21 protein-coding genes and 1 pseudogene are annotated in these 24,642 nt (G+C 34.3%); 7 read left to right on the forward strand and 15 right to left on the reverse strand.

All coding sequences use genetic code 11. The features are described from left to right. Window positions 1-27: 27 nt before the first annotated feature. Window positions 28-1,272, reverse strand: a complete 1,245-nt coding sequence (locus tag ABES03_RS02450; protein ID WP_430114846.1) for an ATP-binding protein — start codon at window positions 1,270-1,272, stop codon at window positions 28-30. Window positions 1,273-1,819: 547 nt separating this feature from the next. Between ABES03_RS02450 and ABES03_RS02455 the strand changes: the two genes are divergently transcribed. From ABES03_RS02455 to ABES03_RS02475, 5 genes are all read left to right on the forward strand, one after another. Then, on the forward strand, window positions 1,820-2,326 hold the full coding sequence (locus ABES03_RS02455; RefSeq protein WP_430114848.1) for a sigma-70 family RNA polymerase sigma factor: 507 nt from the start codon (window positions 1,820-1,822) through the stop codon (window positions 2,324-2,326). A 771-nt stretch (window positions 2,327-3,097) separates the two neighbouring features. Beyond that, window positions 3,098-3,922 carry a hypothetical protein gene (locus ABES03_RS02460; protein WP_430114851.1) on the forward strand — a complete coding sequence of 275 codons (825 nt, stop codon included), beginning with the start codon at window positions 3,098-3,100 and terminating at the stop codon, window positions 3,920-3,922. Between the two features lie 270 nt (window positions 3,923-4,192). Beyond that, window positions 4,193-4,762: a competence protein ComK gene (locus ABES03_RS02465; RefSeq protein ID WP_430114854.1), complete on the forward strand. Its 570-nt coding sequence runs from the start codon at window positions 4,193-4,195 to the stop codon at window positions 4,760-4,762. Between the two features lie 90 nt (window positions 4,763-4,852). Further along, entirely contained in the window at window positions 4,853-5,083 is a 231-nt protein-coding gene (locus tag ABES03_RS02470; RefSeq protein WP_430114855.1) for a helix-turn-helix domain-containing protein, read from the forward strand. Window positions 5,084-5,780: 697 nt separating this feature from the next. Next, window positions 5,781-6,704 carry a LytR family transcriptional regulator gene (locus tag ABES03_RS02475; RefSeq protein WP_430114857.1) on the forward strand — a complete coding sequence of 308 codons (924 nt, stop codon included), beginning with the start codon at window positions 5,781-5,783 and terminating at the stop codon, window positions 6,702-6,704. Window positions 6,705-7,455: 751 nt separating this feature from the next. Here the strand turns inward: ABES03_RS02475 and ABES03_RS02480 are convergent. Next, window positions 7,456-7,602, reverse strand: a complete 147-nt coding sequence (locus ABES03_RS02480; protein ID WP_430114858.1) for a hypothetical protein — start codon at window positions 7,600-7,602, stop codon at window positions 7,456-7,458. Window positions 7,603-7,796: 194 nt separating this feature from the next. On the opposite strand from ABES03_RS02480, the pseudogene ABES03_RS02485 reads away from it, so the two are divergent. Together ABES03_RS02485 and ABES03_RS02490 are read left to right on the forward strand one after the other, a co-directional pair. Continuing rightward, window positions 7,797-8,145 (forward strand): annotated as a pseudogene (locus tag ABES03_RS02485) (ArsR/SmtB family transcription factor). A gap of 26 nt (window positions 8,146-8,171) precedes the next feature. Next, window positions 8,172-9,170 (forward strand): NADP-dependent oxidoreductase, encoded by a 999-nt coding sequence (locus tag ABES03_RS02490; RefSeq protein WP_430114860.1) that lies wholly within the window; start codon window positions 8,172-8,174, stop codon window positions 9,168-9,170. A 512-nt stretch (window positions 9,171-9,682) separates the two neighbouring features. On the opposite strand, the gene ABES03_RS02495 is transcribed toward ABES03_RS02490, so the two are convergent. The 13 genes from ABES03_RS02495 to ABES03_RS02555 form a co-directional block, all read right to left on the reverse strand. Further along, complete coding sequence (locus ABES03_RS02495) at window positions 9,683-9,844, reverse strand: hypothetical protein (RefSeq protein ID WP_430114862.1); 162 nt, start codon at window positions 9,842-9,844, stop codon at window positions 9,683-9,685. 32 nt (window positions 9,845-9,876) lie between these two features. Continuing rightward, a complete protein-coding gene (locus ABES03_RS02500; protein ID WP_430114865.1) occupies window positions 9,877-10,386 on the reverse strand; it encodes a transposase in 510 nt (169 codons plus the stop codon). A gap of 974 nt (window positions 10,387-11,360) precedes the next feature. Beyond that, complete coding sequence (locus ABES03_RS02505; RefSeq protein WP_430114867.1) at window positions 11,361-12,608, reverse strand: acetyl-CoA acetyltransferase; 1,248 nt, start codon at window positions 12,606-12,608, stop codon at window positions 11,361-11,363. A 31-nt stretch (window positions 12,609-12,639) separates the two neighbouring features. Beyond that, a complete protein-coding gene (locus ABES03_RS02510; RefSeq protein WP_430114868.1) occupies window positions 12,640-13,944 on the reverse strand; it encodes a 3-hydroxyacyl-CoA dehydrogenase family protein in 1,305 nt (434 codons plus the stop codon). A 202-nt stretch (window positions 13,945-14,146) separates the two neighbouring features. After that, the gene (locus ABES03_RS02515) at window positions 14,147-14,791 is read right to left on the reverse strand and encodes an acetyltransferase (RefSeq protein ID WP_430114870.1); all 645 of its coding nucleotides are present in this window, start codon (window positions 14,789-14,791) and stop codon (window positions 14,147-14,149) included. A gap of 206 nt (window positions 14,792-14,997) precedes the next feature. Then, the gene (locus ABES03_RS02520) at window positions 14,998-16,164 is read right to left on the reverse strand and encodes a nucleotide sugar dehydrogenase (RefSeq protein WP_430114873.1); all 1,167 of its coding nucleotides are present in this window, start codon (window positions 16,162-16,164) and stop codon (window positions 14,998-15,000) included. A 57-nt stretch (window positions 16,165-16,221) separates the two neighbouring features. Next, on the reverse strand, window positions 16,222-17,262 hold the full coding sequence (rfbB, locus tag ABES03_RS02525) for a dTDP-glucose 4,6-dehydratase (protein WP_430114875.1): 1,041 nt from the start codon (window positions 17,260-17,262) through the stop codon (window positions 16,222-16,224). Window positions 17,263-17,438: 176 nt separating this feature from the next. Continuing rightward, a complete protein-coding gene (rfbA, locus tag ABES03_RS02530; protein ID WP_430114877.1) occupies window positions 17,439-18,338 on the reverse strand; it encodes a glucose-1-phosphate thymidylyltransferase RfbA in 900 nt (299 codons plus the stop codon). Window positions 18,339-18,588: 250 nt separating this feature from the next. Continuing rightward, window positions 18,589-19,710 (reverse strand): DegT/DnrJ/EryC1/StrS family aminotransferase, encoded by a 1,122-nt coding sequence (locus ABES03_RS02535; RefSeq protein ID WP_430114880.1) that lies wholly within the window; start codon window positions 19,708-19,710, stop codon window positions 18,589-18,591. Window positions 19,711-19,816: 106 nt separating this feature from the next. Beyond that, the gene (locus ABES03_RS02540; RefSeq protein ID WP_430114883.1) at window positions 19,817-21,283 is read right to left on the reverse strand and encodes a lipopolysaccharide biosynthesis protein; all 1,467 of its coding nucleotides are present in this window, start codon (window positions 21,281-21,283) and stop codon (window positions 19,817-19,819) included. 23 nt (window positions 21,284-21,306) lie between these two features. Next, a complete protein-coding gene (locus tag ABES03_RS02545; RefSeq protein ID WP_430114885.1) occupies window positions 21,307-22,221 on the reverse strand; it encodes a glycosyltransferase in 915 nt (304 codons plus the stop codon). Window positions 22,222-22,285: 64 nt separating this feature from the next. Then, a complete protein-coding gene (locus tag ABES03_RS02550; RefSeq protein WP_430114887.1) occupies window positions 22,286-23,299 on the reverse strand; it encodes a hypothetical protein in 1,014 nt (337 codons plus the stop codon). Between the two features lie 30 nt (window positions 23,300-23,329). Further along, the gene (locus ABES03_RS02555; RefSeq protein ID WP_430114888.1) at window positions 23,330-24,631 is read right to left on the reverse strand and encodes an O-antigen polymerase; all 1,302 of its coding nucleotides are present in this window, start codon (window positions 24,629-24,631) and stop codon (window positions 23,330-23,332) included. Window positions 24,632-24,642 lie beyond the last annotated feature (11 nt).

Consider the following 24,642-nt stretch of genomic DNA (forward strand, 5'->3'; position numbering starts at 1 on the left):
AGCGCTGGGGGACTGTCCCTTCTCTACTTATTTATTTACAGCAGGAAGGGTAACGACAAAAACGGTTCCTTTTCCTACTGTACTTTTAATTTTTATAGTACCTTTTAGCTCCCGAATAATACTAAATGAGACCATAAGTCCAAGACCTGTTCCTTTTTGTCCTTTTGTAGAAAAATAGGGCTCACCTAATCGATTAATCTGTTCTTGTGTCATACCGATACCAGAATCAGTAATCTGAATTTTCACTTCGTCCGTTAAAGCTTCAGTATCAATACATAACCTTCCGCCATTTGGCATAGCCTCTATACAATTCTTCAATATATTTAGGAAGCATTGACGAAATCGATTTTTATCACCGTGGATGAGACAAGGATGAATGGTCTCAATGTTCAGCTCAACTGAATTCATATTTGCCATTGGTTGTAAGGATTTAATCATCTTTCTCAGTTCTTCATTGGAATCAAACCTCTCAATGGTCTGCAAAGAGGGTTGTCCAACTGTTAAATAATCCTTTATCACTTGTTCAGCAGCATGAAGTTCTGTCAAAGCGATATCAATATAACCCCTTGTAGTGTCTTCCATTTTCGGATCTTCTAAAGCAAGCTGTAAAAAACCATTAACAGCTGTTAGTGGATTCCGAACCTCATGAGAGATAGCTGCACTCATGTGACTGACCAATTCAATTTTTTGTGACTTCACCATTTGATCGATAAGAAACTTATTTTGTTTCATTTCCTCAATTAAGTAGGAAATCATACAGGTACCGATACACTGAATGATAGTGGTGATCGTAACAGCCTTAAGTCCATTAGCCGAATGTCCAGTAATCAATAGACCAATAAATATTAGTATGTTCATGATCACTGCAGTGGTAAGCACGACGCAAAGTCTCTTTTTTGCGTTTTGCTTAAGGAACCACGGGTGAGCATACTTTAAATAAATGGCTAAAAGGATATAGAGCGGTAGAACGGTCCAAAAAGCACTGTCAACTCCAAAAAACACCCCTCTAAAAAGGAGCGAAAAGAAAGTTAATAGTGGACCAAATCCAAAATAAAACCCACCTATAAGAATAGGGATTTGCCTTAAATCTACCATAACTCCATAATGTCTTGTTGAAAATATTAGACAAATCATGATCGATAAGAGAAACCCAAAAATACCCAAAACCTTTGGAAGGGAATTCTTATAGTACCGTTCAACCCAAAGATTAAAAATAAATAATAGAAGCATGATGATTGCAAGATTGAAGGACAGCTCCCTAACCAGTTCCACATAGCCACCGCCTAAAAACGTTTTTATCCCTTTATTTTAAGACTTTACTATCCTTTCAACAATCAAAATCAATAAGGATTTTAGTGAAATTTTTAATATAAAAAGACCGCAGCTACATGTCTGATCATACAGGCTACAAGCAGTAAAAATAGATAATCCTAACAGCAATGGTTCCAACCCACAGCTTGGAACACAATTTAAGAGCCCCTCCTATGGAAAAATAATCAACTAAAACTGTTCATTTCCACCTACATTCCAGCCAAACTGAGTAGCTGCAAACTAGTCATTCAGTTGCATCTACATTCTATCTCTATTAACCACATAAAGGCCTATCACTCTTCGACAAAATCCAGGCGGTGCTTGCCACCAAAATCCCACAAATCCATATAAAATCTTCTCAAAATCACAAAAAACAGCCCCAAATTTGTTTTTTGAGGCCAAAAGAGACTCTTTTCCTTCCCTTTTCCCTTTCAAAAATGAAAAAGCTTCGTTCGATTAAATCCATTATTCTCGTTATCTTTAAGCTACCTAGGAATAAATCGGAAGCATGCTGTCCCGAAAGGATCCAGCAATGGATAGCTTTAATCAGTTAGTCGAGCAGTATAACCCTATGATTCATAAAATCATGCACTCCCTTCATCTTTACCGCAACCAGGAGGAATTCTATCAAACAGCATTAATTGCCCTCTGGGAGGCAGACAATCGCTTTAACCCAGAAAAAGGAAGTTTCACCAACTATGCGTACACCTATATAAAAGGGAAACTCCTAATGGAGCTGACCCAAAAAAATAAGGATGAGACAATGGTCAGTTATCCAAAAGAAGAGTATTGGGAAACCGTACAGGACCAAAATCCTGATATTCCTCTTGATGCTGAGATATTGCTTTCTTATTGCCATGGACTGACAGAAAAAGAAACAAAATGGGTGATGGGTGTCATTCTCCAAGATCAAACCATGAAGGATCTGGCGGTTCAAGAAAACGTGTCTGTTTCAGCCGTGAAGCAATGGAAGATAGGGGCATTACAGAAATTAAGAAATATGCCTCTGAACTAAACCATTCTTTCTTAGGTGTTTACGAGCCTAAATTTTACCTCGGGAAACTATTTTTATCAGCGCCAAATAATGTAACCGTGACAAGGTGTCTATCTAATCTTATAAACTATTAACTAATGGAGAAAAACAACAACTATAATCTATCCAAGATGTAGCTTTAACCGAAAACAATGATAAAGAGCTCTGTGCAGACAGAGCTCTTTCCTGTTAGTATTAGTTCTTTAACCTTCTTTTGTTAACCTCTTTCTCGGTTGATTCCCCAATTTGATCCAATAACTATTATCATTGTTATCAATAAAAAATCGAATGTTAAAAAGCCTCAAAGGTGTCCAAACTTCTCGAAATGAATAATACGGCATACATATTACCTACTCTTCATTAAATTTAATAAGACTTTTTACCTACTAATATTATAAATAATTTTCATAGAATAATATATTCATTTTCCTTAAATGTCCATATTTTTTAACATTTTCAAAGTTCAAAGGGATCTAATCCACAATATAATGGCAAATACTCTATTCATTCCCCTCTTAATCGATACTAATCAAACGATTGGTTAATAGAAGAGGAAACCAACCTAAATCATCCTCTTGGTTTAAAAAAATAACAAAAACACTTCTTTATGTCACTTTAGTGGGCAAAATGGGCACATAAACGACGAAAATGTCCTCAAAATGGAAATAACGTGATTCGATTCTTCTTTCCAAACTCGATATTGTTGGAGTTGCCAACAGGCCCACAATATATCGACGAAGGGTTGTTAACGGGATGAAGAATCTAAAATCTAGTTCTATGAATCAGTATGAACAGTATTCACAGTTTGAGAGTGTAAAGGAATTTAATCATCACATAGAGATGTGGCTCTTAGAAACGAAACAGAAATTTTCTAAAGGGGAGCTTATCGGTCTGAAACGATTGATCCGTTTTTCTGCGAAAGTTCCTGGCGTCTGTCACGCGAAAATCGGAACCGTTTTAAAAGCAATCCATGAGGAATACCACGATCATGGGATTTCCCGCTCTACCTTTAAACGCATGATTCAAAAAGCCATCCACTTAGGCATCTTTACGGTCTATGAAACCGAGCGAAAAAACGGTTCTCAGTCCAGCAACCTATACGTGTTCAATCGTTATCCTTCAAACGAACCACCTAAACCCCAACACTTGAACCACCATAAAGAAACTAGTAATCTTTCTGAAACTAATAATAAAGAGATAAAAGAACGTACACATGAAAAACAACTGTCACTCGAACATACTTTCACCAGTGACCGTGTTCCACAGCCATTTACGCAGCTGGTCCAATACTTTTTTCCAGAGGCTAGAACCATTGAGGAGTACTGGAAAATGACCTCCCTTTGTGCCTATCGATTGTATGAGAAAACAGACCATGAAACAGTACTTCAAACAGCCATTCATGCCTTTAAGCAGCTGATTCGGAAACTTAAAACACAAAAATCAATTAAAAACCCGATTGCTTACTACTATGGAATCTTGAAGAATAAATTTTTTGAGGAATTTTTTGAATTAGCACCGGATCAATCGCCAGAAAAGCACTGGTCAGTGATTGAATGGGAAAACTTCATGAATCGATAAGCCAATTAACAAACTTCTACTAAAAAAGTAAATAATTCATTATTTTGTCAAAAATTGTTGAAAAAAAGCTATTTTTGAATACTATTGTCCTTTTCCTATTTTTCAAAAATAGTGTTCAATAAGGACATGAGGGATAATTCTGAAATTTCACTTTAACAGACAATTATTATATTGAAGGGCAAACTTAAGCGAAAGGAGACTTTTTGTCTACCATAGATGAAACAAAGAGTTTATACCTCCGATAACAAAGAGAAATAAGGGGCGAAATGGATGTCGATAAAAACGTTTTATCTTATTGATCGCAATATTAGTATGATGGTAGGAGAATATAACCAATACGGCAGGCTATGTTCCCGCGTGATGATTGGCAGTGGGTCTCTCTTGGTGGAAAGAACCCCACTCCAATTAATGGATGATACATTAAAATACATCAGTTTTAATTTGAACGGTGCCTATAAAGGAGCCAAATACATTCTTGGTGACCGCAGAATGTGTCCCGTCATCGTGAATCCGTATCAAGATGTTTGCATATTTCCAATTAAATCAACCCAAAATGATGATTGTATATGGTTTAACCCCCAGCATATTGTCAAAACGAAAAGTATCGGCTACAAGACGGAAGTAGAGTTAAGCAACGGTATTTCTATCATTGTCGATTCAAAGCTAGCATCCTTTAATAACAAAATGCAGATCGCCCTACAACTATGGAAACTATCAAAAGATAGAGGAACCACCCTTAACCCCATGACCTCTCACTTCGAACCAAAAAAACGCCGTCAATTAACCAAACTGAAAAACGGCAAATACAACTTTGATGCTTTCAATAAAAAGCAAGGATGACTCTTCAGCATTACAAATTCACCTAGGTTTTCACTATATCAATAAAGTAATCTGTTGGACATTTCACTAGATTAATAAGGGGTAAATGAAATGAAGAAAAAAAGAGGAAAATATATTGGGAAGTTACTAAAAAGGTATCGCAAAGCACTGAACATCACACAGCAAGACCTGGCATTTGATTGTGCGCTCGGTGTGTCATATATGAGTAAACTCGAACGAAACATACAAGAACCAAGTCTGGGAACTATCTTTATTATCTCCTCCCAGTTAGGAATCAAAGCCTCCGAATTTATCGAAGCACTGGAGAATTGGGAAGAATAACGTTGTTTTTTGGGACAGTCCTCCGCTGCGCTAAAGTGCCGAGGGACTGTCCCCTTTTTTGCACTTTGTTTGCTATAGCCCATAGAACACCACAGGGACGGTTCTCCTGGCACTAACCAAAGCCAGTAAAATCGCCCTTTTCGTCCTATCTTTCGTCATTTTTACACCATTTCCCCTATAAGCTATACTAATTAATCGTTTGGTTAAAAAGGTCGTAAACCGCACCATCATGCACATTCTATCCGAATAAGCATAAAAAGAATTTCGCCCATATACCCGCAAATTTCTCCTCGATTCCACAAAACACTAGTCTCTTTTCTTAAAACGACATTCTTCTCTCTTCTTCCCTTTTATTCGAAACTAAACAAACGTTTGGTTAATAGTAGGTATAGCCCATGACAGCATTGAATTCTTGCTGCAAAACCAGCCAAAAAATTGTTGAGAACCGGCGCCGATCCTTATGAAAAAAACCATCAGAACCGTCCCTATGGTTCCTTCCCCAAACGGAAAGAAGCGAACACCCAACCACCCCAACAATGTTCATGCGGTCAGCATTACAGAAATGGCTTTTAATAATAATACCTTTTACAGAGATAATGATTTATAATAGGAAAGTCCTTAATTGAAAAAAATTGTCAAATACTTTTGGACCATATATAATTGATAAATTAATATACTTCTTGGAGGATTTGCCCAAATGAAAACTGAAAAAAAGAAGAGAAAATGGCTTAAAGTAACAGGCATTATATTACTAGTTCTCTTTATAGGTCTGGGAGTTTACGCTTATTCTGTCTATCACTCTCTTAAAAATGCGGTAGAGACCATGCACCAACCAATTGACCGGAAGCAATCAGAAAAACGCCAGGAGCCTGTTGAATTTACGAAGAAGGATCCTTTCTCTGTCTTAATGTTAGGAGTAGATGAACGAAAAGGTGACCGCGGCCGTTCAGACTCCATGATTGTGTTAACTGTTAACCCCAACAATCACTCTGTAAAGATGCTAAGTATTCCTCGTGATACTAGAACAGAGATCGTGGGAAAAGGGAAAGAGGATAAGATTAACCATGCGTATGCCTTTGGAGGCGTTCCAATGGCCATGGATACAGTAGAAAACTTCCTTGATATCCCGATCGATTATTATGTAAAAATTAACATGGAAGGCTTTAAAGATATTGTTGATGCGGTCGGAGGAGTAACCGTACAAAATGATTTACAATTTACTGAGGGCGGATATGAGTTTCCTGAAGGTAAATTAAAATTAAATGGTGCCAAAGCATTGAGCTTCTCAAGAATGAGACACGAAGATCCAAGAGGAGACTTCGGCCGACAAATGCGGCAACGTCAAATTATTCAAGGCGTTATTAAGGAAGGCGCAAGCTTGTCGAGCTTAACTAATTACTCAAATATATTCAAAGCACTTGGTAGCAATGTGAAAACGAATCTCACATTTGAACAGATGAAGGACATCCAAAAGAATTATAAAGACGCAGCAAACGACATTCAGCAAATGGAAATAAAGGAACAAGGAACAAAAGTCGATAAAATTTATTATGGAATTGTATCTCCAGAGGAGAAACAGCGAGTACAGAGTGTTTTGAAGGAACAATTAGAGATAGAATAATAAATAATAAAAACAAGTGTTCAGTTTCTCGCTGCAGTAAAGTAGCGAGTGCTGAACCCTCCATGGCCGTTTTCTCAAATGCCCCAGCCCTAATGAAGCAAGTGAACCCATATTAAATGCAGTGCCATGGATATTGGCAGATAACTTCCCATGAGCATTTACAAGAGACAGCGCGACCGAGTAAATGTTCTAGGTAGGCCAACCTCGAAGATCCTATCCCTACACTTTATTTGATTATTCCCCCATCTTAGCTTATTCGCTATACTGGAATCATTTAAGAATACATGCCCTACTATTGTCATATTCCCTATAAACCTACATATTTCTTCTATTCTCCTATCAGTTATACTAACTTAACGATTAATTAAAAGAAACATGAACCGCTATCTATACATGCTCCTGTACAAACCTACTAAAAAAGTATGTCGATGATTATTCCTCTTATTCCCCTACCATTTCACAAAATCATTGTCTTTTCTCTTCAAGCGCCTCCATTCGATTACATTCGCTCTTTTCCGATACTAATCAAACGATTGATTAGTAAAAGGATAAGCCCTCATAAACATTGGATTCTTGCACTAAAATCATCAAAAAGAATGTCGGCTATTGGCGGTTTTTTAAGGTGTTAACTGCAAAGAAATCTTATACAAAGATTTAGAATAGGGTTTCAGCATAGAGCGGTGACTATCAACATTAATATCCCTTCTTATACAAAAAAAAAAAAACGGATTAACCGGTCTCCAAAGAGCTTTTATTTAAAAGGATTTACATCTTCATCATCTTCGTGAAAACCAATATTTCTAAGAACCTGCTTATTGGCAGCTCGAATCTGTTCTCTTAGTAGCGGCTGCTTAAATTCACCCCTCACTTCGATTCGTTCCGATTCTTCTCCCGTCACTGAATCTTTAACCTTTACAATTTTATAAAATTCTCTTAATGAGAAAAGTTAATGATGCTTCCCCTCTAAGTTGTAATTCGTCTCGATTTGCTTTCTCAATATTGCACCTTTTAAAACGATAGTATATTGTTGTATTCGGTGATATGGTTCATCAACTTAAACCATTAAACTGATCGTTGGAGGTATTTTACTGAATGAATAAACAAGACCAACTAAATATAATCAAAGAATTTGATTAATTGTCAAAAAGGACTATTGGAAATTGGTGATGAAACACGTCAATCGATCTTGTTTGTTCTAATTGGGACGGATTGTCAAACAGGATTACGTGTGGGTGAAATCACTGAACAAACACATCTTTCTCGACCAGCTGTGTCCCATCATCTGAAGGTTTTACGCGATGCCGGTGTTATTTTAATACGTAAAGAAGAGACAAAAAACTTTTATTATATTAATATACGTACAGAATTAGGTTTACTACGAATGCTTGTGTCGAATATTGATCAGTTCATGCAGAACTTTTATAGAAATGATGGAAACTAAACTCCCATTATTTGGAGGTATAGGCTATGAGAGCAATGTTTATTGAAAGGTATGGGAAAGTTCCAATGCGTTTGGCAGACATGCCCACACCTGAAATTGGCGAATATGAGGTACTCACAGAAATTCATGCAGCTAGTATTAATCCTGTTGATTTTAAGATACGCGACGGGAAAGTGAAATTGTTAGTTAAATATAAAATGCCTCTTATATTAGGAAATGACTTTTCTGGTGTCGTTGCAAAGGTTGGCGCAAAAGTGACTCGTTTTAAAGTTGGTGACGAAATATTTGCACGTCCACGTAAGAGTAAAATCGGTACTTTTGCGGAATATATCGCTATTCATGAAGATGACATCGCCCTAAAACCTAAAAATTTAAGCTTTGAAGAAGCAGCATCGATCCCGCTGGTTGGGTTAACCTCCTATCAAGCCCTAACAGACATTTTGCAATTACAAAAGGGACAAAAAATTTTAATTCATGCTGGGGCTGGTGGTGTCGGTACCTTTGCTATTCAACTGGCCAAATTAATGGGTGCCACTGTTGCAACAACTGCCAGTGAAGCTGGTGCGAATTTAGTAAAGTCTCTCGGTGCAGATGAAATGATTAATTACAAGACAGAAAAATTTGAAGAGATACTGAAAAACTATGATGCCGTATTTGATACACTTGGGGGCGAGATCCTCGAAAAATCATTCGAAGTGATCAAAAGCGGAGGAAAAATTGTTTCCGTTTCGGGATTACCGAATGCTCGTATTGGTAAAGAATATGGTTCCGGATTTTTAAAAACGTTGTTGTTTTCAGCAGCAAGTCATAAACTTACTGCACTTGAAAAAAAGCATAATGTACAATATACGTTTTTGTTTATGAAGCCAAGTGGAGAGCAATTACGTATCATCGCAAACTTTATTGAGACTGGTAAAATCAAACCTATAATTGATAGAGTTTTTCCTTTTGAAGATGCTCAAAAAGCGATGGAATATGCGGAGTCAGGAAGGGCGAAAGGGAAAATAATAGTAAAGATCAGATAGTTGTTAAACGAAGCAAAAATATATCCTAACTTTCTATTTTTTCTTTTTAATGATTCTATAAAAGTCACTCCTTTTACGGAACTATTAACCAATTTAATATAAAGTAATTAAAATGAAAAATCCTCGGGCAAATTACCCGAGGAAGGGAAGGAAACATACATTGGGTTGAAGCGTCTTTCCCTAACTCAAAGATTATCAGTATACGAAGATAATGTAAATATATGTCACAAAATACACATAATTGGAGGTAGTTATAGGATACCTACATCTACTATTGCTTTGAAAAATGGTACCGTCTACGAAGTTCTATTCACAATAACCATAGCCTTACTTCCCCTCTACCTTCGACAAAATTCGGGCGGTGACAGGCACCATAGCCTACAAGCGAATTTTTCGACAATAGCTGGAATTTTGTCTACCCTTGTGATTTCTATTTTGATGCTAAACTATATTCTAAAAAAGTGCATACTTTAATAAGCCTACAAAACCAGGCTTTTTTTCAATATATATTTTCACAAAATCGTTAAAGCAACTTTTTTATTGTTTTGTTCGAATACGCCGAGAAGGATCTCAAAAGGGGTTCCTTTCTTCAATCGTTTCGCTTTTTGTCCATTTTTTTCTACCTGTTCAAACATAACCTCAATATTGGCTAAAAGAGCATCACCTCCTTCCATTAAGGCCTGGTAAACTGTGGCAAGGAATTGCTTTATGATGGAGAAGGCCTTATATTGCTTATTTCTTTCTCCTTTTTTAAGTAAAGAAGTTCTCGAATTTTAAACGCTAACGTAGATGCGATAAGTAGTGAAATAAGGGTTCCATAAAGATGGCATTCAAATCGTTCTACTTTCATTTTCTTTACTTTATTGATATCGTATATCGATTTCCATGCCTTAAATAAAATTTCAATTTGCCATCTGAGAGAATATAGCGGTTGTATTTCTTTCTTAGAAATTACATTATATGGTATATTAGTTATGAACATGTTCAATCTTGAGAGCTTTTTGGTTTGGTGTGAAAATTTCACACCATTTTTTCTTTCCTTTTTGTCCCGTCTTTTCAACCTCTTTTCCGTCTGTTCATTCTTTAATTTACACAAAATAAGGCGTGGAATTTTTAACTTTCCCTTCCCCGCATAGATATCTTCTATTTCTCTTGTCTCACCAATCTCCATCTCTTCCATTATTTTTTCTATGTCTAATCTGACTAAATTTCCCATTTCATCCTTGACAAAAGCAAGTATTTTCGTTTTCGCCCTGAAATATAATAGGCTTCTGTAAAATCTTTAGGTTCGAATTTGCTGGACCTCTGAAGAAATAAATTTTTTCTTGCCAAATCATTGAGGAAATAGGGCTAAAAATCTTGATCAAATCGTCAGAAATTAGTCAAAAATCCTCTTCCACACTCAGCTTACGATTTAGCATAAAAAGGACCTACCTTTCTTTAGGTTTCAAAGAAAGAATTGGTCCTTTTTGCGAAATTAGGAAATTATTTGCTTAGCTTGATAGCATGGTGACAGGAACCGGTATTCGTAGGCTTGCTGTTTACGACAAACCGATTACTAAATATTCCATAGTAATGGATATGCGTGTTTTAGCCGAGCAATATATTCAATTTAAACCCATACATTTAAACATAGAGACAAGTATCATTATTTTACGGGGTACTGAGTATGAAGAATTGTATTTCTAGGAAAAATTAAACAACACAAATAAGCCCGTCAAGCCATTAAGCCCAGCGGGAAATTTTATTTAATCAAAAAACATATTACTCTTTATATTCTTCTCAAACTGCCAAGCATCACGGCACATAGTTACAATGTCACGTTTGGCAGCCCAGCCCAGTTCGCTCTTTACTTTAGAAGCATCGGACGTGTATTTGGCATTTAATTTTTGTATGAAATGGCAATCGGTAATATCCGTATGGCAGTATATTCATACCCAAGGTAACTTGACATGGAGCCTTTGTGGTAAAGGTGAAAGGCAATAGGGCATGGGTTGTTCTTGCTTGGCAAACTATCCTGCCATCACCACTTCTCCATGTAAAGTTGGATTTATGCAGGATCTATTGCATACCCCCGATTGCCATAAGGTACATTTATTAATTGCCATAAACATCGGAGTAACAAAAAGTTTTATTTATTTTATTTTACAAACTCTAGGTGGGACTATAAGCTTATTGATACTCTTACTATTACTCATTTCCTACTATAAATACATAATTTGTAGTAGCACTTCCTCCAATATTTAGCATCATCCCATTATCAGTTTTCTTTAACTGATAATCTCCTGCTTTTCCAGAAACTTGTTTATATAAATCCAAGAACATTCTTGCTCCACTGGCTCCTACGGGATGACCACAGCCAATTAGTCCACCGCTTGGATTAATGGGTTTGGATCCATCAAAAGTATTTATTCCTTGTTCTATCGCTTCAAACTCTCTTCCTGGTTCAGTAATCCCAAAAGATGAAATTGCAGCATATTCACTTGAAGTGAAGCAGTCATGAGTTTCAAAGAAATCTATATCATCTACTGTCAAGCCAGAACGATTATATGCATCTACAACTGCTTGTCTTGTCCAAGGAAGTATATATGAAGAATTGCTATTATCCATCATTTTATTTTCGAATAACATAGGTGCAACTCTATGACCGTATCCTTTTACTATCGGAACTTTTTTATCATAATTTTCCTTAACAAATTTCTCGGATGCTAGAACAATTACGGCAGCACCATCGGTTACCTGTGAACAATCAGATACTGCTAATCTTCCACCCACTAGTGGGTTCGTATCTGTACCTCTCATTTGAGCTTGTGTTAAATTCATAAACCAATTACGAGTTTGTGCCATTGAGTTTCTCTTCGCATTACTGTAATTTTTATTTGAAATCATAGCAAGGCTATCCATAAAACGTTGTTCCTCTAACTGATATTTATTGACTAATTCATCTGCTAGCTTACCAAACAACTTAGGAAATGGAAAATCAATTCCTCTTCCTTCCTTTTCATAGTACGCAGCTCTTCCTAAGATGTCACCACCGGTTTTTGAATCAACAGTTTTCATTAATTCCCAACCAACAACAACCGCCACATCATAATCTCCAGATTTTATCTTATTGCTCGCAGCATCAAGTGCTACAGAACTAGATGCACAAGCTGCTTCATACCTTGCTGAAGGTACACCGTAGAAAGCCGGGTGAACTTCAGTAAGTAATGCACCTAAGTGACCTTGTTTGATATATTCTTCTGCAATAAAATTCCCAACAAAGCTAGCTACTCTATTCTCTTTATTTAATTGTTGGATGTCTTCGAAGGAAATACCTGCATCTTCAAAGCCATCGGTAATTGCTTCTTTTAATAATGCTATAACGTTTTTACCTTCTTTTGTCCAATTTCGCTCGAAATCTGTTTGTGCTCCACCTAGTACATACACTTTTTCCATAATACACCTCTTCATTGTTGTAGTAATTTAATCACCGTTTAGCTTTAAAATATCTACGATAGTCGTATTTTGAAACCTCAACTTTGCTCAGAAGCATATCTAAGTCAATTTGATTCAATAGATCATTACTCAATCTTTCCTCTGCTAAACTCTTAAAACTTTCTATACCAAACAAAGCTTGTATTACAGCAAGAGGTGGGCACCAATTAAAACCAGTAGCCATTACATCATCTGCCGAATGTATACTCTTACCAACAATATTATTTGTATTTAAAGAATAGATAACATATTTTAATAAAAACTCAATGCAAATTTCTGCTTCAGTGGAGTGATTGTTAATTAATGTTTTGAAAGCAGTATTATAATCGCCTACTTTAAAAGCATTTACCATACCATCAGCAAATGGAAAACTATAGTTTATTACATCTCTATAACTGTTTGAAGCGATATCGTAAACCATTTTCTTTTTAGCTCCACTATTAGACACTTCAAGTTTATATAATCCACCTTTTGTTTTTCTACCCAATACGCCATTATTGACCATATTAATTACAAATTCAGGCATGATGAAAGTATCTCGAGCATAGTCATTGGTATTATCATAGAGATTATCTACAATTGCTTTATGGACATCCAATCCAACAAAATCAGATGTTACTAATGGGGCCATACTTCTTCCAGTAAATTGTCCAAGAATGCTATCTATATAATCAATACCTCCATTATCCTTATACCTTTCAGCATATTGAAGGGCCTCATTAATAAATTGAAATCCTATTCTATTGCCAAGGAATGCTGGGGCATCATTCACTTCTACTGCTGTTCTATATAAGGTGTTTGTTACATATTCTCTTATATTACAAAAAAGATTTCTGTCTGTATATTCAGATGGAATCAACTCACATAGTGTTAAATTATATGGTGGATTAAAAAAATGAACACCTAAATAATTTTGTCTAATTGACTCTGGAAATGCTTCGGCAAGTTCTTTAATTGACAAACCAGAGGAACCAGTACAAATTATTGTATTTTTATCAACATATTTTGCTATTTTATGATTTACCGATAATTTTATATTCAAATCTTCTGCAACACTTTCAAACACCAAATCAGAATCCTTAATGCAGTTTTCTAGCATTGAATAATCTGCTGGTATAAGGTTTTCCTTAATAGCATCTGCTCTTACTGACATAGCTGCTTTTTCTACAGCATTTTTTGCTTTTTCCATTGAGCGACTTACCATATAAACTTTTACCTCACCAAAGGAAGCAAAAATACCAGAAACATTGCACCCCATTGTGCCATTTGCACCAATTACCGTCACTGTTTGAATCATGATGTACCCCTCTCTACACACCTGCTATTTATTTAAGCACTTCACTTTTCATTCAATTAAAACTAACAACCAAAGATAAATATTCAAAAATCAGGCATTTACAAAACATTTAAAATCTTCTACTTAATTCAAATTTAAAGCAGTTATAATTTATGATTTTTCATTTTTCTTTAGTAATAGATAATAATTTTATAAGTCTTGGCTATTCGTGGTATTTAATTGGTTTAGCTGGGATACCAACGGCCGTACAATTTTCTGGAAGATCTTTTACTACTACTGACCCAGCCCCAACAATTGTCCATGAACCGATTCTTTTATGTGGAATGATAGAAGAACTAGTACCAAGGTCCACCCCTTCTTCAATCACAACATTACCTGAAACAGAAGAACTCGGAAGAATAGTTGCGAAATCTTGAATTTCAACATCATGACCGATAGTACAGTTAAGATTAATTGTAACAAAATTACCCACAGTAATATTGGTGGTCAATATGCTTCCTTCACAAATGACATTACCTATTCCTAATTGATTAAACCTTGACATTTTTAGGCTAGGATGAAATAGGTTGGGGAACTTTAGATCCGAAAAAGCTTGAAGTCGATTCACTATTAATTGTTTCCCCTTAGGACTACCTGTGGCAAGCACCACGTTAGCATTAGGGTTATCATTAAACCACTCAAAAGTACCCAGAATAGGCCAATCGTTTACCATAATACCAGTTTTATTCGGGTCATCATCTATAAACCCTAATATATTCCACTTTTGATCCACTGCATTTATCTGTTCTATTAGATGCGCCACTTCACGAGCAAAACCACCAGCACCATAAATAACAATATTCTCCATTTTTATTCCTCCCTGTTAATTTCCATATCAGAATTAATTACTTAATATTTAATTTTAGCTATACATTAATCGTTACTACAGCTGCTAAAACTATAACTTTTTCGAACTTAACTCTTTAGTATTTAATAAAGTTTTTAAATATAGGTTTGTCATTAGAATTATTAATAGGTTAAAGCAGTAGTTTTATGCAGTTCCTATTACATCTCCTAGTCTCTGCTAAATAAATCTCTGGTATACACTTTATCCTCTACTTCTAGTAAGTCGTCTGATAGACGATTGGCTACAATTATATCTGAAACTTTTTTAAATTCCTCAAAGTTTTTTATTACTCTAGAATTATAAAAAGTATCCTCATGAAGAGCTGGCTCATAAACTATAACTTCGATACCTTTTGCTTTTATACGTTTCATAACTCCTTGGATAGCAGATTGTCTAAAATTATCTGAATCCATCTTCATCGTAAGTCTATAAATCCCTACAACCTTTGGATTCCTTTTAATAATCATTTCAGCAATATGATCTTTTCTTGTTCTATTCGCATCTACTATTGCTACCATGATATTATTTGGTACGTCCTCATAATTAGCTAGCAGTTGCTTCGTATCTTTAGGGAGACAGTATCCTCCGTAACCAAATGAAGGATTATTATAATGACTACCTATTCGTGGATCTAGACATACTCCATCAATAATTTGTTTAGTATTTAACCCTCTGATCTCTGCATATGAGTCTAGCTCATTGAAAAATGAAACTCTCATTGCAAGATAAGTATTTGCAAATAGTTTAATAGCTTCAGCTTCTGTTGAATTAGTAAATAAGACGTCAATATCCTCCTTAACTGAGCCCTCCACTAACAAATCAGCGAAAACCTTAGCTCTTTCAGACTGCTCACCCACAACAATTCTTGAAGGATACAAGTTATCATATAATGCTTTACCTTCCCTTAAAAATTCCGGTGAAAAGATAATATTTTCTGTCTTAAATTTTTCTCGAACTGTTTCTGTATAACCTACGGGGACTGTAGACTTAATGACCATAACTGCATCTGGATTAATAGATAAAACGTTAGCAATAACAGCTTCAACTGTCCTCGTATTAAAGTAATTCTTTTCAGGATCATAATTGGTAGGTGTAGAGATGATTACAAATTCAGCATCCTTAAATGCTTTATAATTGTCAGTTGTTGCTGTTAAGTTTAATTTTTTTGTTGCTAGGAATTCTTCAATCTCACTATCTATTATAGGAGACCTTTTATTATTAATCATATCTACTTTCTCTTGGATAATATCTAATGCAATTACGTCGTTGTGTTGTGCTAGTAAAATTGCATTTGATAATCCCACATAACCTGTTCCAGCGATTGTAATTTTCATATGAACATTACCTCTTCCAAGTTTCAATAGCTTTTAAATAACTTAAGTCTTTACACCTTATTGATGTAAAGACTTTTTATTCACGCTATATTGTTTCTCAAAATACTTCTGATAATCACCATTAATAATTTGTGCCCACCATTCTTTGTTATCAAGATACCATTCAATAGTTTGTGCAATTCCCGTGTCAAAAGTATATGTTGGTTGCCAACCTAAATTTTCTAACTTAGTAGGATTAATAGCATAACGCTTATCGTGACCTAATCGATCTTTAACGAATTCAATTAACTCCTCTGATTTACCTAGAGTTTTAATAATTGTTTTAACAACCTCTAAATTTGTTCGTTCATTATGACCACCAACATTGTATACTTCTCCATTTACACCTTCATGCATAACTATATCAATCGCAGCACAATGGTCAATTACATGTAACCAGTCACGAATGTTTTTCCCATCACCATAAACTGGTACCTTTTGGTTGTTTAACACTCGAGAAATAGTCAATGGAATTAATTTTTCAGGAAAGTGGTATGGTCCATAATTATTAGAACAACGAGTGATGTTTACAGGTAACCCATATGTTTCGTGATAGGCTCGTACCAATAAATCAGATGATGCCTTGCTTGCACTATAAGGACTATTCGGATTTAAAGGTGTATCTTCTGTGAAAAATGTAGTTGGATCAAAATCTAATTCTCCATACACTTCATCTGTCGATACGTGTACAAATTTTGTTACCTCTACTGCTCTAGAAGCATCTAACAATACTTGTGTTCCAAGTACATTCGTTCGAACAAATATTCCTGGATCAGTAATGGACCGATCAACATGGCTTTCTGCTGCAAAATGAACAACGTAGTGAAATTTTTCCTTTTCAAAGAGCCCGAATATCGTTTCACGGTCAGCAATGTCCGCTTTTATAAAATAATAATTATCTTTTGTTTGTATATTCTTATGTTTTGTTAAATCACCTGCATAAGTTAACAAGTCTAAATTATAAATGTCATATTGAGGAAATTTGTCCACCATATATTGAACAAAGTTCCCACCGATAAATCCGGCGCCACCTGTAACAAGAATTTTATTCCGTGCCACTTTTTCACCTCTACTAATTCTCAAATGATTCTTCATCATTTATTTTTTATGAAATAATATTTGAATTACAAATTAATAAATTTCCTTTGTATATCTAAATCATTGGATTAAAATTTAATTCCTCAACATCTAAATTGTCTGGATCTCTATTCATGATTTAAAATTTGCTCCATAATCTATTTAATTAATTGGGGAATTTCTATACTTTTACTCACCATCGCAACTTCTTGTAAGTATTTTCCGTATTCAGTTTTTAATAGTGGTTCAGCTAAGTCTAGTAATTGCTCTTTTGTGATATACCCCCTACGAAAAGCTATTTCTTCTATACATGCAATATATAATCCTTGACGCTTTTGAACAGCTTCAACAAAATTGGATGCTTCCAATAAAGATTCATGAGTACCCGTATCTAACCATGCAAGCCCCCGTCCAGTGAGCTCCACTTTTAATTTTCCTCTCTTAAGGTAATTATCAATAACTGAAGTTATTTCCTTCTCACCTCTACTAGATGGTTTAACCTTTTTTGCTATATTAACTACTTCATTATCAAAGAAATACAATCCTGGTACTGCAAAAGAGGATTTTGGATTCTCTGGCTTTTCTTCAATAGATATAGCATTTCTTTCTTCATCGACTTCAACTACGCCATATGCACGTGGATCTTTTACAAAACACCCGAAAATAATTCCGCCACTTTTTAATTCTGCCGCCTGTTGTAATATATTACTAAAATTAGATCCATAAAAAATGTTATCTCCTAGGACTAAAGCGACTGAAGAATTACATATAAACTCTTCACCAATTACAAAAGCTTCTGCCAAACCATTAGGTTCATTTTGTACTGCATATTTAATATTAATACCTAGTTGTCCACCATCTCCTAAAAGTTCTTGAAAACCACCCACATCTCTTGGCGTAGAAATAATAAGAATTTCTTTAATGCCTGCAAGCATTAGCACAGATAATGGGTAATAAATCATTGGCTTATCGTATATAGGTAACATTTGTTTAGAAATTGCTTTTGTTAATGGGTATAAGCGTGTACCAGATCCTCCAGCTAATATAATTCCTTTCAACTATAATCACCTCTTTAATTATATGTTCGTACGCTAATAATAAAAGTAATCTCTCGCTTTGAAAAGATAGACCACTTATGTCAGTAAAATTCTCTACTATAGTAACAAATGCTTGATTAATAAATGATAAATGACTTTATCAACAGGTTTTTCTGCTCTGCTACAGCAACATTCATAGGTAGAAAAGTAATGCTATACATTTGAGTTGTTAGGCTATTAACTTGTAAATTTTTTAGAGAAATATCTTTTATCAACTAATACCACTTTTCCTCATACTCAAAATAATATCGCATACCCGATCTACATCTGATAAAGAAAGATCCGCATAGAGTGGAAGCGTTAACGCTGTTTCAGAAATACTTAATGCAATCGGTGTTTGCTTTGGATCAAATTGACCGTGAAAACAATCAAATGTATTAGTCAGTGGATAAAAGTATTTTCTTGAGAATATATCATGGTTCTTTAATTCATCACTAATTTCATCTCTATTTGCACCGAATAAATTTTTATCAATTATTATCGGAAAATATGCATAATTCGAAATAACATCTTTTTGTATAGGTGAAAGTTGTATTCCGTTAATATCATCAAGATGTTTGCGATACCGTTCTACGACAGTTTTTCTTTTTGCGATTTCATTATTAACATTGCGAAGATTGCACAGACCCATCGCAGCCTGAAATTCATTCATTTTTGCGTTTGTACCTACTTCATTAATTTCAACCTCGTTTTTTATCCCGAAGTTTTTCAATCGATTCATTTTTTCCCCTAAATCAGGATTACTAAAACAAACCGCTCCGCCCTCTATTGTATTGAAAACCTTTGTAGCATGAAAGCTAAACATTGAAGCATCTCCAAAAGATCCAATTCCACTACCTTTATACTTTACTCCAAAAGTATGTGCTGCATCATAAATCACCTTTAAATCATACTTTTTAGCAATCCGATCAATCTCTTCGACATCACAAATATTCCCATAAACATGGACCGGAATAATAGCGGATGTTCTCTCTGTGACAAGTGATTCAATTTTTTTAACATCAATCGTATAATCTTGCGGGTCTATATCACAAAAAACAGGTTTTAATCCACTTCTTATAATTGCATGAGTAGTGGATGCAAAGGTAAAGGGAGTGGTAATTACTTCACCACTCAAATCCATAGCTTGAATTGCAATTTCAAGAGCTAGATGACCGTTAGAGAACAAACTGGTATTTTCCACTCCTAGATATTTGGAAAGGTTTTTTTCAAGTTCTTTGTGTTTAACTCCCATGTTTGTAAGCCAACCACTATCCCAAATATCTTTAATTTCCATTACATATTCTTCGAAACTTGGCATAGAAGACCTTGTTACTAAGATTTTTTGATCCATGTCCATTTCTCCTTCGAGGATATCTTACAAAACTTTTTTTGGAATGAGCTTCTCACTAGCTCATTCCTCTTTATACTTCAAAAATTTGTACCCATTTCAAATGAAATTAATTCCTTATTCGTATATTAGGCTTTTTAATAATATTTATAATCATTCTCTGGACATAATAGTAACTTTCAATTCGAAAAAATTTGGATAATGTTATATATATAATAATTCCTGCTATGACTTGGATAACCAATTTGAGGAAACTTTCAAAGTGCAAGAATTGAATAGAATACACCGCTACACCCATTAGCCCTGCTAGTCCTATAGAAGGCAGTATATCTGCCAATTGTTCCTTATAAGAGTATCCCAGTAATTTTACGTTCGGTGTAATATTAATGAATACGCTTATTGGTGTGGTAATTGCAAAAGCCATAGCAATTGCCATTACCCCATATCTCATTGATACAAACAACGATATTAATCCAATAGCCTTTTTTAAAATCTCAAGTTTTAAAAAAATATCACTTCTACCGAGGGCCTTTATTGCATTTAGATTTGCGGTATGAATAGGCCAAAATCCATAAACAAAACAGAATATTTGAAGATATGGAACACTAGGTAACCATTTATCAGTCATTAAGAGACTTATTAATGGCTCAGCTATAACTCCAAGTCCTATCATAATTGGCCAAATAATATAACTGCTTATTCTAATTGCACGTCTGGTCATTGATTTTACTTTTGCTGAATCATTTTGCACATTAGATATTGCGGGAAAAAGTACGCTATCAATCGATGCATTTACATTAGTAATTGCAAGACTTGGAAATTGCCTACCGCTGTTATAATACGCTAAATCAGATGTTGAATATAGTTTACCTATTACTAATTGTTGCATATTGTTGTATAATACTTCAAGAAGACTGGATGCCAATAATTTCCATCCGTAAGAATATAAAGTTACCATTCTCTTGAATGAAAACATTATCTTAGGACGCCACTTAACTGTTATCCATAAAATCAATGTATCAACCAGTGTTAAGAATAAGTGTTGTACAACTAATGCCCAAACTCCTAAACCCATAAAAGCTAGCCCAATTCCTATAACAGCTGCACCAATTGTGCCTCCTAATGTAGCAAAGAAAAACCTCTTAAATAGCATATGTTTAGAAACATATGCCTGTTGAATATTCCTAACCCCTGAAATTATGAGTGTTAAACTCAGTACTCTTATCAAAAGAATTAATTGATCATTCCCATAAAATTTTGCTATAAATGGGGCTCCTATAAACATGACAATATATAATATCAGGCATATTAATAAATTCAAATAAAAAACAGTTGAAAAATCCAAATCGTCTGCATCTTTCTTTTGTATTAAGGCATTTCCCATACCACTATCAACAAATACCTGTAATATGGCTATAATAATAGTAATTAAAGCTAAGGTACCAAAATCCTGTGGTGCCAATAATCTAGCAAGTATAATTGTAACAACAAAACTAACCCCTTGCGCTCCACTTCTTTCAGCAAATCTCCATAAAAAACCAGAAAATACATTTGACTGAACATTATAATTATCCATCGTAATATCCTACAATCTAATCTCTATTTTAATAACGCTTTAACTATGAGTTTTACTTTCGTATTTACTGATAGTCTTTTAAAATGGTTATGAAAACGTTTTTCCTTAAATACAAGTCTAGGATTTGCAAATTGTGCTCTCCAAAACTCATACAACTCAATTTTTTCCGATAAAATATCTTTGTATTTATAGTTTGTTTCTTTATTAAATGCTTCCAGCATTAAAATCATTTTATTACAATATTCATTTGAATATTTTTTACTACTACCTATTCTTTGTGACCATGACCCTTGAGATGCTAGTCTATATGCAGACATGATTTTTTTATCATAATAAATTGTTCCACATAATGAGATTTTGATAGCTAGTGGAATATCTCCAACTGGTGACATGTAATAATAATCAGGTAACTCTTTTAAACACTCCGAACGTACCATCAAAGTATTAAGTGCATAATTACTAGCAATGCATTGCAATATATCTTCTATTTTTAAATAATCATGTTTTATAAATGGTTTCCTAATACCAAGTTTTCTTTTACCGTTTTCACTAATCTTTACAGCATCATGTACATATGCAACACATTCCAAATTAGCCTCAAGAAAATCATACTGTTTTTGAAGTTTTTCATTATCTGTAAAATAATCATCACATTCACAAAAAGCTATATATTTTCCTTTTGCCTTCTTAATCAATTGAGAAATAATATCTATTCCTTGTGAATATTGATTAGTTGTAAAATATTCAGGCTTTATTAATTCAGGATAAGCCTCCTCATACTCATTTATTATTTGTGCTGTACTGTCATTGGAAGCATCGTCACTGATAATTATTTCAAATGGGAAAGCTGTCTTTTGTGTAACAATACTATCTAGAGCCTCTCTAATGTATTTTTCATGATTATAAGCGAGACAAATGATGCTTACTTTTGGTTTCACTTTAATAATTCCCTTCTTTATTGCCAAAGTGTTAAGCTTAATTTAATATTATGATTTACATGTCTTAAGTCTCGATATTTCGTTTCAACACTCTACCAATCTTATTACGAATACTAGAAAAGTCTCCATAAAAAAGATTCCTCATTGCACTTGAAATCTTACGGTGTAATTGAACAAATGGATGATTCCATCCAAGTATTCTATTAACATACTTTTCATAATAAAGGTCTCTAACAACAAATTGTGGATGTTTTAATGGGAATTGATATTCATATATTGGCATATTAAAAAGTCTCTGGACTCCCTTTGGAAGTTTACGCATACTGTCTGCAGAATGCGTAGCACCATTCCCTACTCCAATATTACTTACCATATTCTTTGTTGGAACAATATACACTTGATTTTGTGAAAAGCGTAATGAGTTTTTAAAAAACTCAGGCCCTGGAATATGTCCTTCATAATGTGGATTATTTACATACCCTCTGATTTTCTTTTCATAACGTGGCTTAAGTTGTTTTGCTGCAAGACACATTCTATCAATAACATATGGGCTATTGGCATATTTCATATTTTGGCTTTCGTAGGTTCTTTTCCATATTGCGTATCCCCAAATAGAACCTTCTCCGCAAAAGAAATAATCTGCATCTGGATCATCATATTCCCCAAAATAATTTAGCCCAGTAACATAATGTACTCTAAGATCATCCTTATATCTTTCCAGCATTTCTTCACAAAACCTAAAGAAGGATTGAGATACCAATACGTCATCTTCAAGAAAAATACATCTATCAACAATATTAAATATATAATCCTGTGCATCAAAATACGTTCTATACATTCCCTTATTTTTATCTGAATAGATTCTGTAGACTTGACAATCCCAGTCAATATCTTCTACTATTTTTCTACATTGTTTAATGTTTGCTTCATCTGTTGGAGAATCTTCTCTTGGACCATCTCCTATTAAAAAAAGTATATTTGGCCTAGCTTTTTTTACTGCATCAAAAACAATCTGTAATTCACTTGGTCTGACAAATACATTCAATGCCACTGGAACATTAACTTTTGAAGGATGCATAATACTTCCTCTCCTAATTTTTAATAATAATTATAAATCTTTCCTTTCTGATAGTGGGATGATTTTTTTGTATATCCATGAGAGGATAAAAATAGTAAATGGATACGATAGCATTAAAAAATGATTACTAAAAAACATTTGTAAAACAGCACATGCTGTTAAAGCATAAACTGCCGTATCCAAAGATGAGTTTGTATTTATATATCTTAAATATACCTTTTTAACAAACCAGCCTAGAAACATAGTGCCAAAGATTGAGCCGTAGAATCCAAAATCCTTGTACACTACACTTACAAAAGTAAATGTGTTAAAACTTGAATAAGAGAATAAAGAATAATATGAATCAAAAAATTTATCCATACTAAAATATCCTAGCAAAGGCTTTAATAACCATAATCCAAAGGTACTTGTATCCTGAGTCAACATAACATATTGAACATTAGTCCAAGATGAAACAAGGTACATGTATGGTAGCATTAATGATGGATGTTCAGTCCAATTAATTTTTCCCTCATAATATTGCATCCCTGTGTTATTTCTATCATTAAAGAATGAAAACAATGAACCACCAGTAGACATATAATCCTTTAAAGGAAAGGCAACAAAAATGCCGAGAATAGCAGTAACAGTTATAATTCCAATTAGCCTTAATTTGCTCTTATTATTCTGAAAATAGTATTTTTCTAATGAAATTACTATTGTCATTCCCAAAAATAAAAATGCTGTTTTGTTGAAACCACCAGTAAAAGATAATAATGTTAAAAATAAAACACCTGTTATTAGTAATCTATTTTTGGTTCTAAACGCACAAACTATTGCAAAAAATGAAAACAACGATAGAGTTGATGCATATGGCATAGTTCCACCAAATACTGTACTATATACTGTCGGAATATGTCCTATGATGAAAAATAAAATGCAATGCTTAGTCAGAACATATCGTTTACTCTTAGCCATTGCTTCAAGATTTATATTTGATGAATCTATAACCTTTCTTCCTTTAGTTAAGCTTAACGCAATTAAAAAGGCGATCATATTTATTATGGCCAAGACCCAGGTGTCTGTATTTAACTTCACCAAATAGGTTGGACTTATTTTATCTGAATACATCAATAATGAAAAAGGTGTGATTGAAAACAATAGATATGGGTTAATTAATTTACTATCATGTACACCTCTATATATGCAGTAAACAAATATAATCCCCACAATTATTCTAAAGATAAAATTCTCTGTGCCTTCAGAAAATCCTGTAATTAACTGGATGCTATAAATACCAAATACTGTTATAACTAGAAATAGAAGTATTTTGTTGACTTTAAATCTATACAATTATTATTCAC

This window comes from Neobacillus rhizosphaerae (genome assembly GCF_050477885.1).
In the GTDB taxonomy this organism is placed as follows: Bacteria; Bacillota; Bacilli; order Bacillales; family Cytobacillaceae; genus Neobacillus; species Neobacillus rhizosphaerae_A.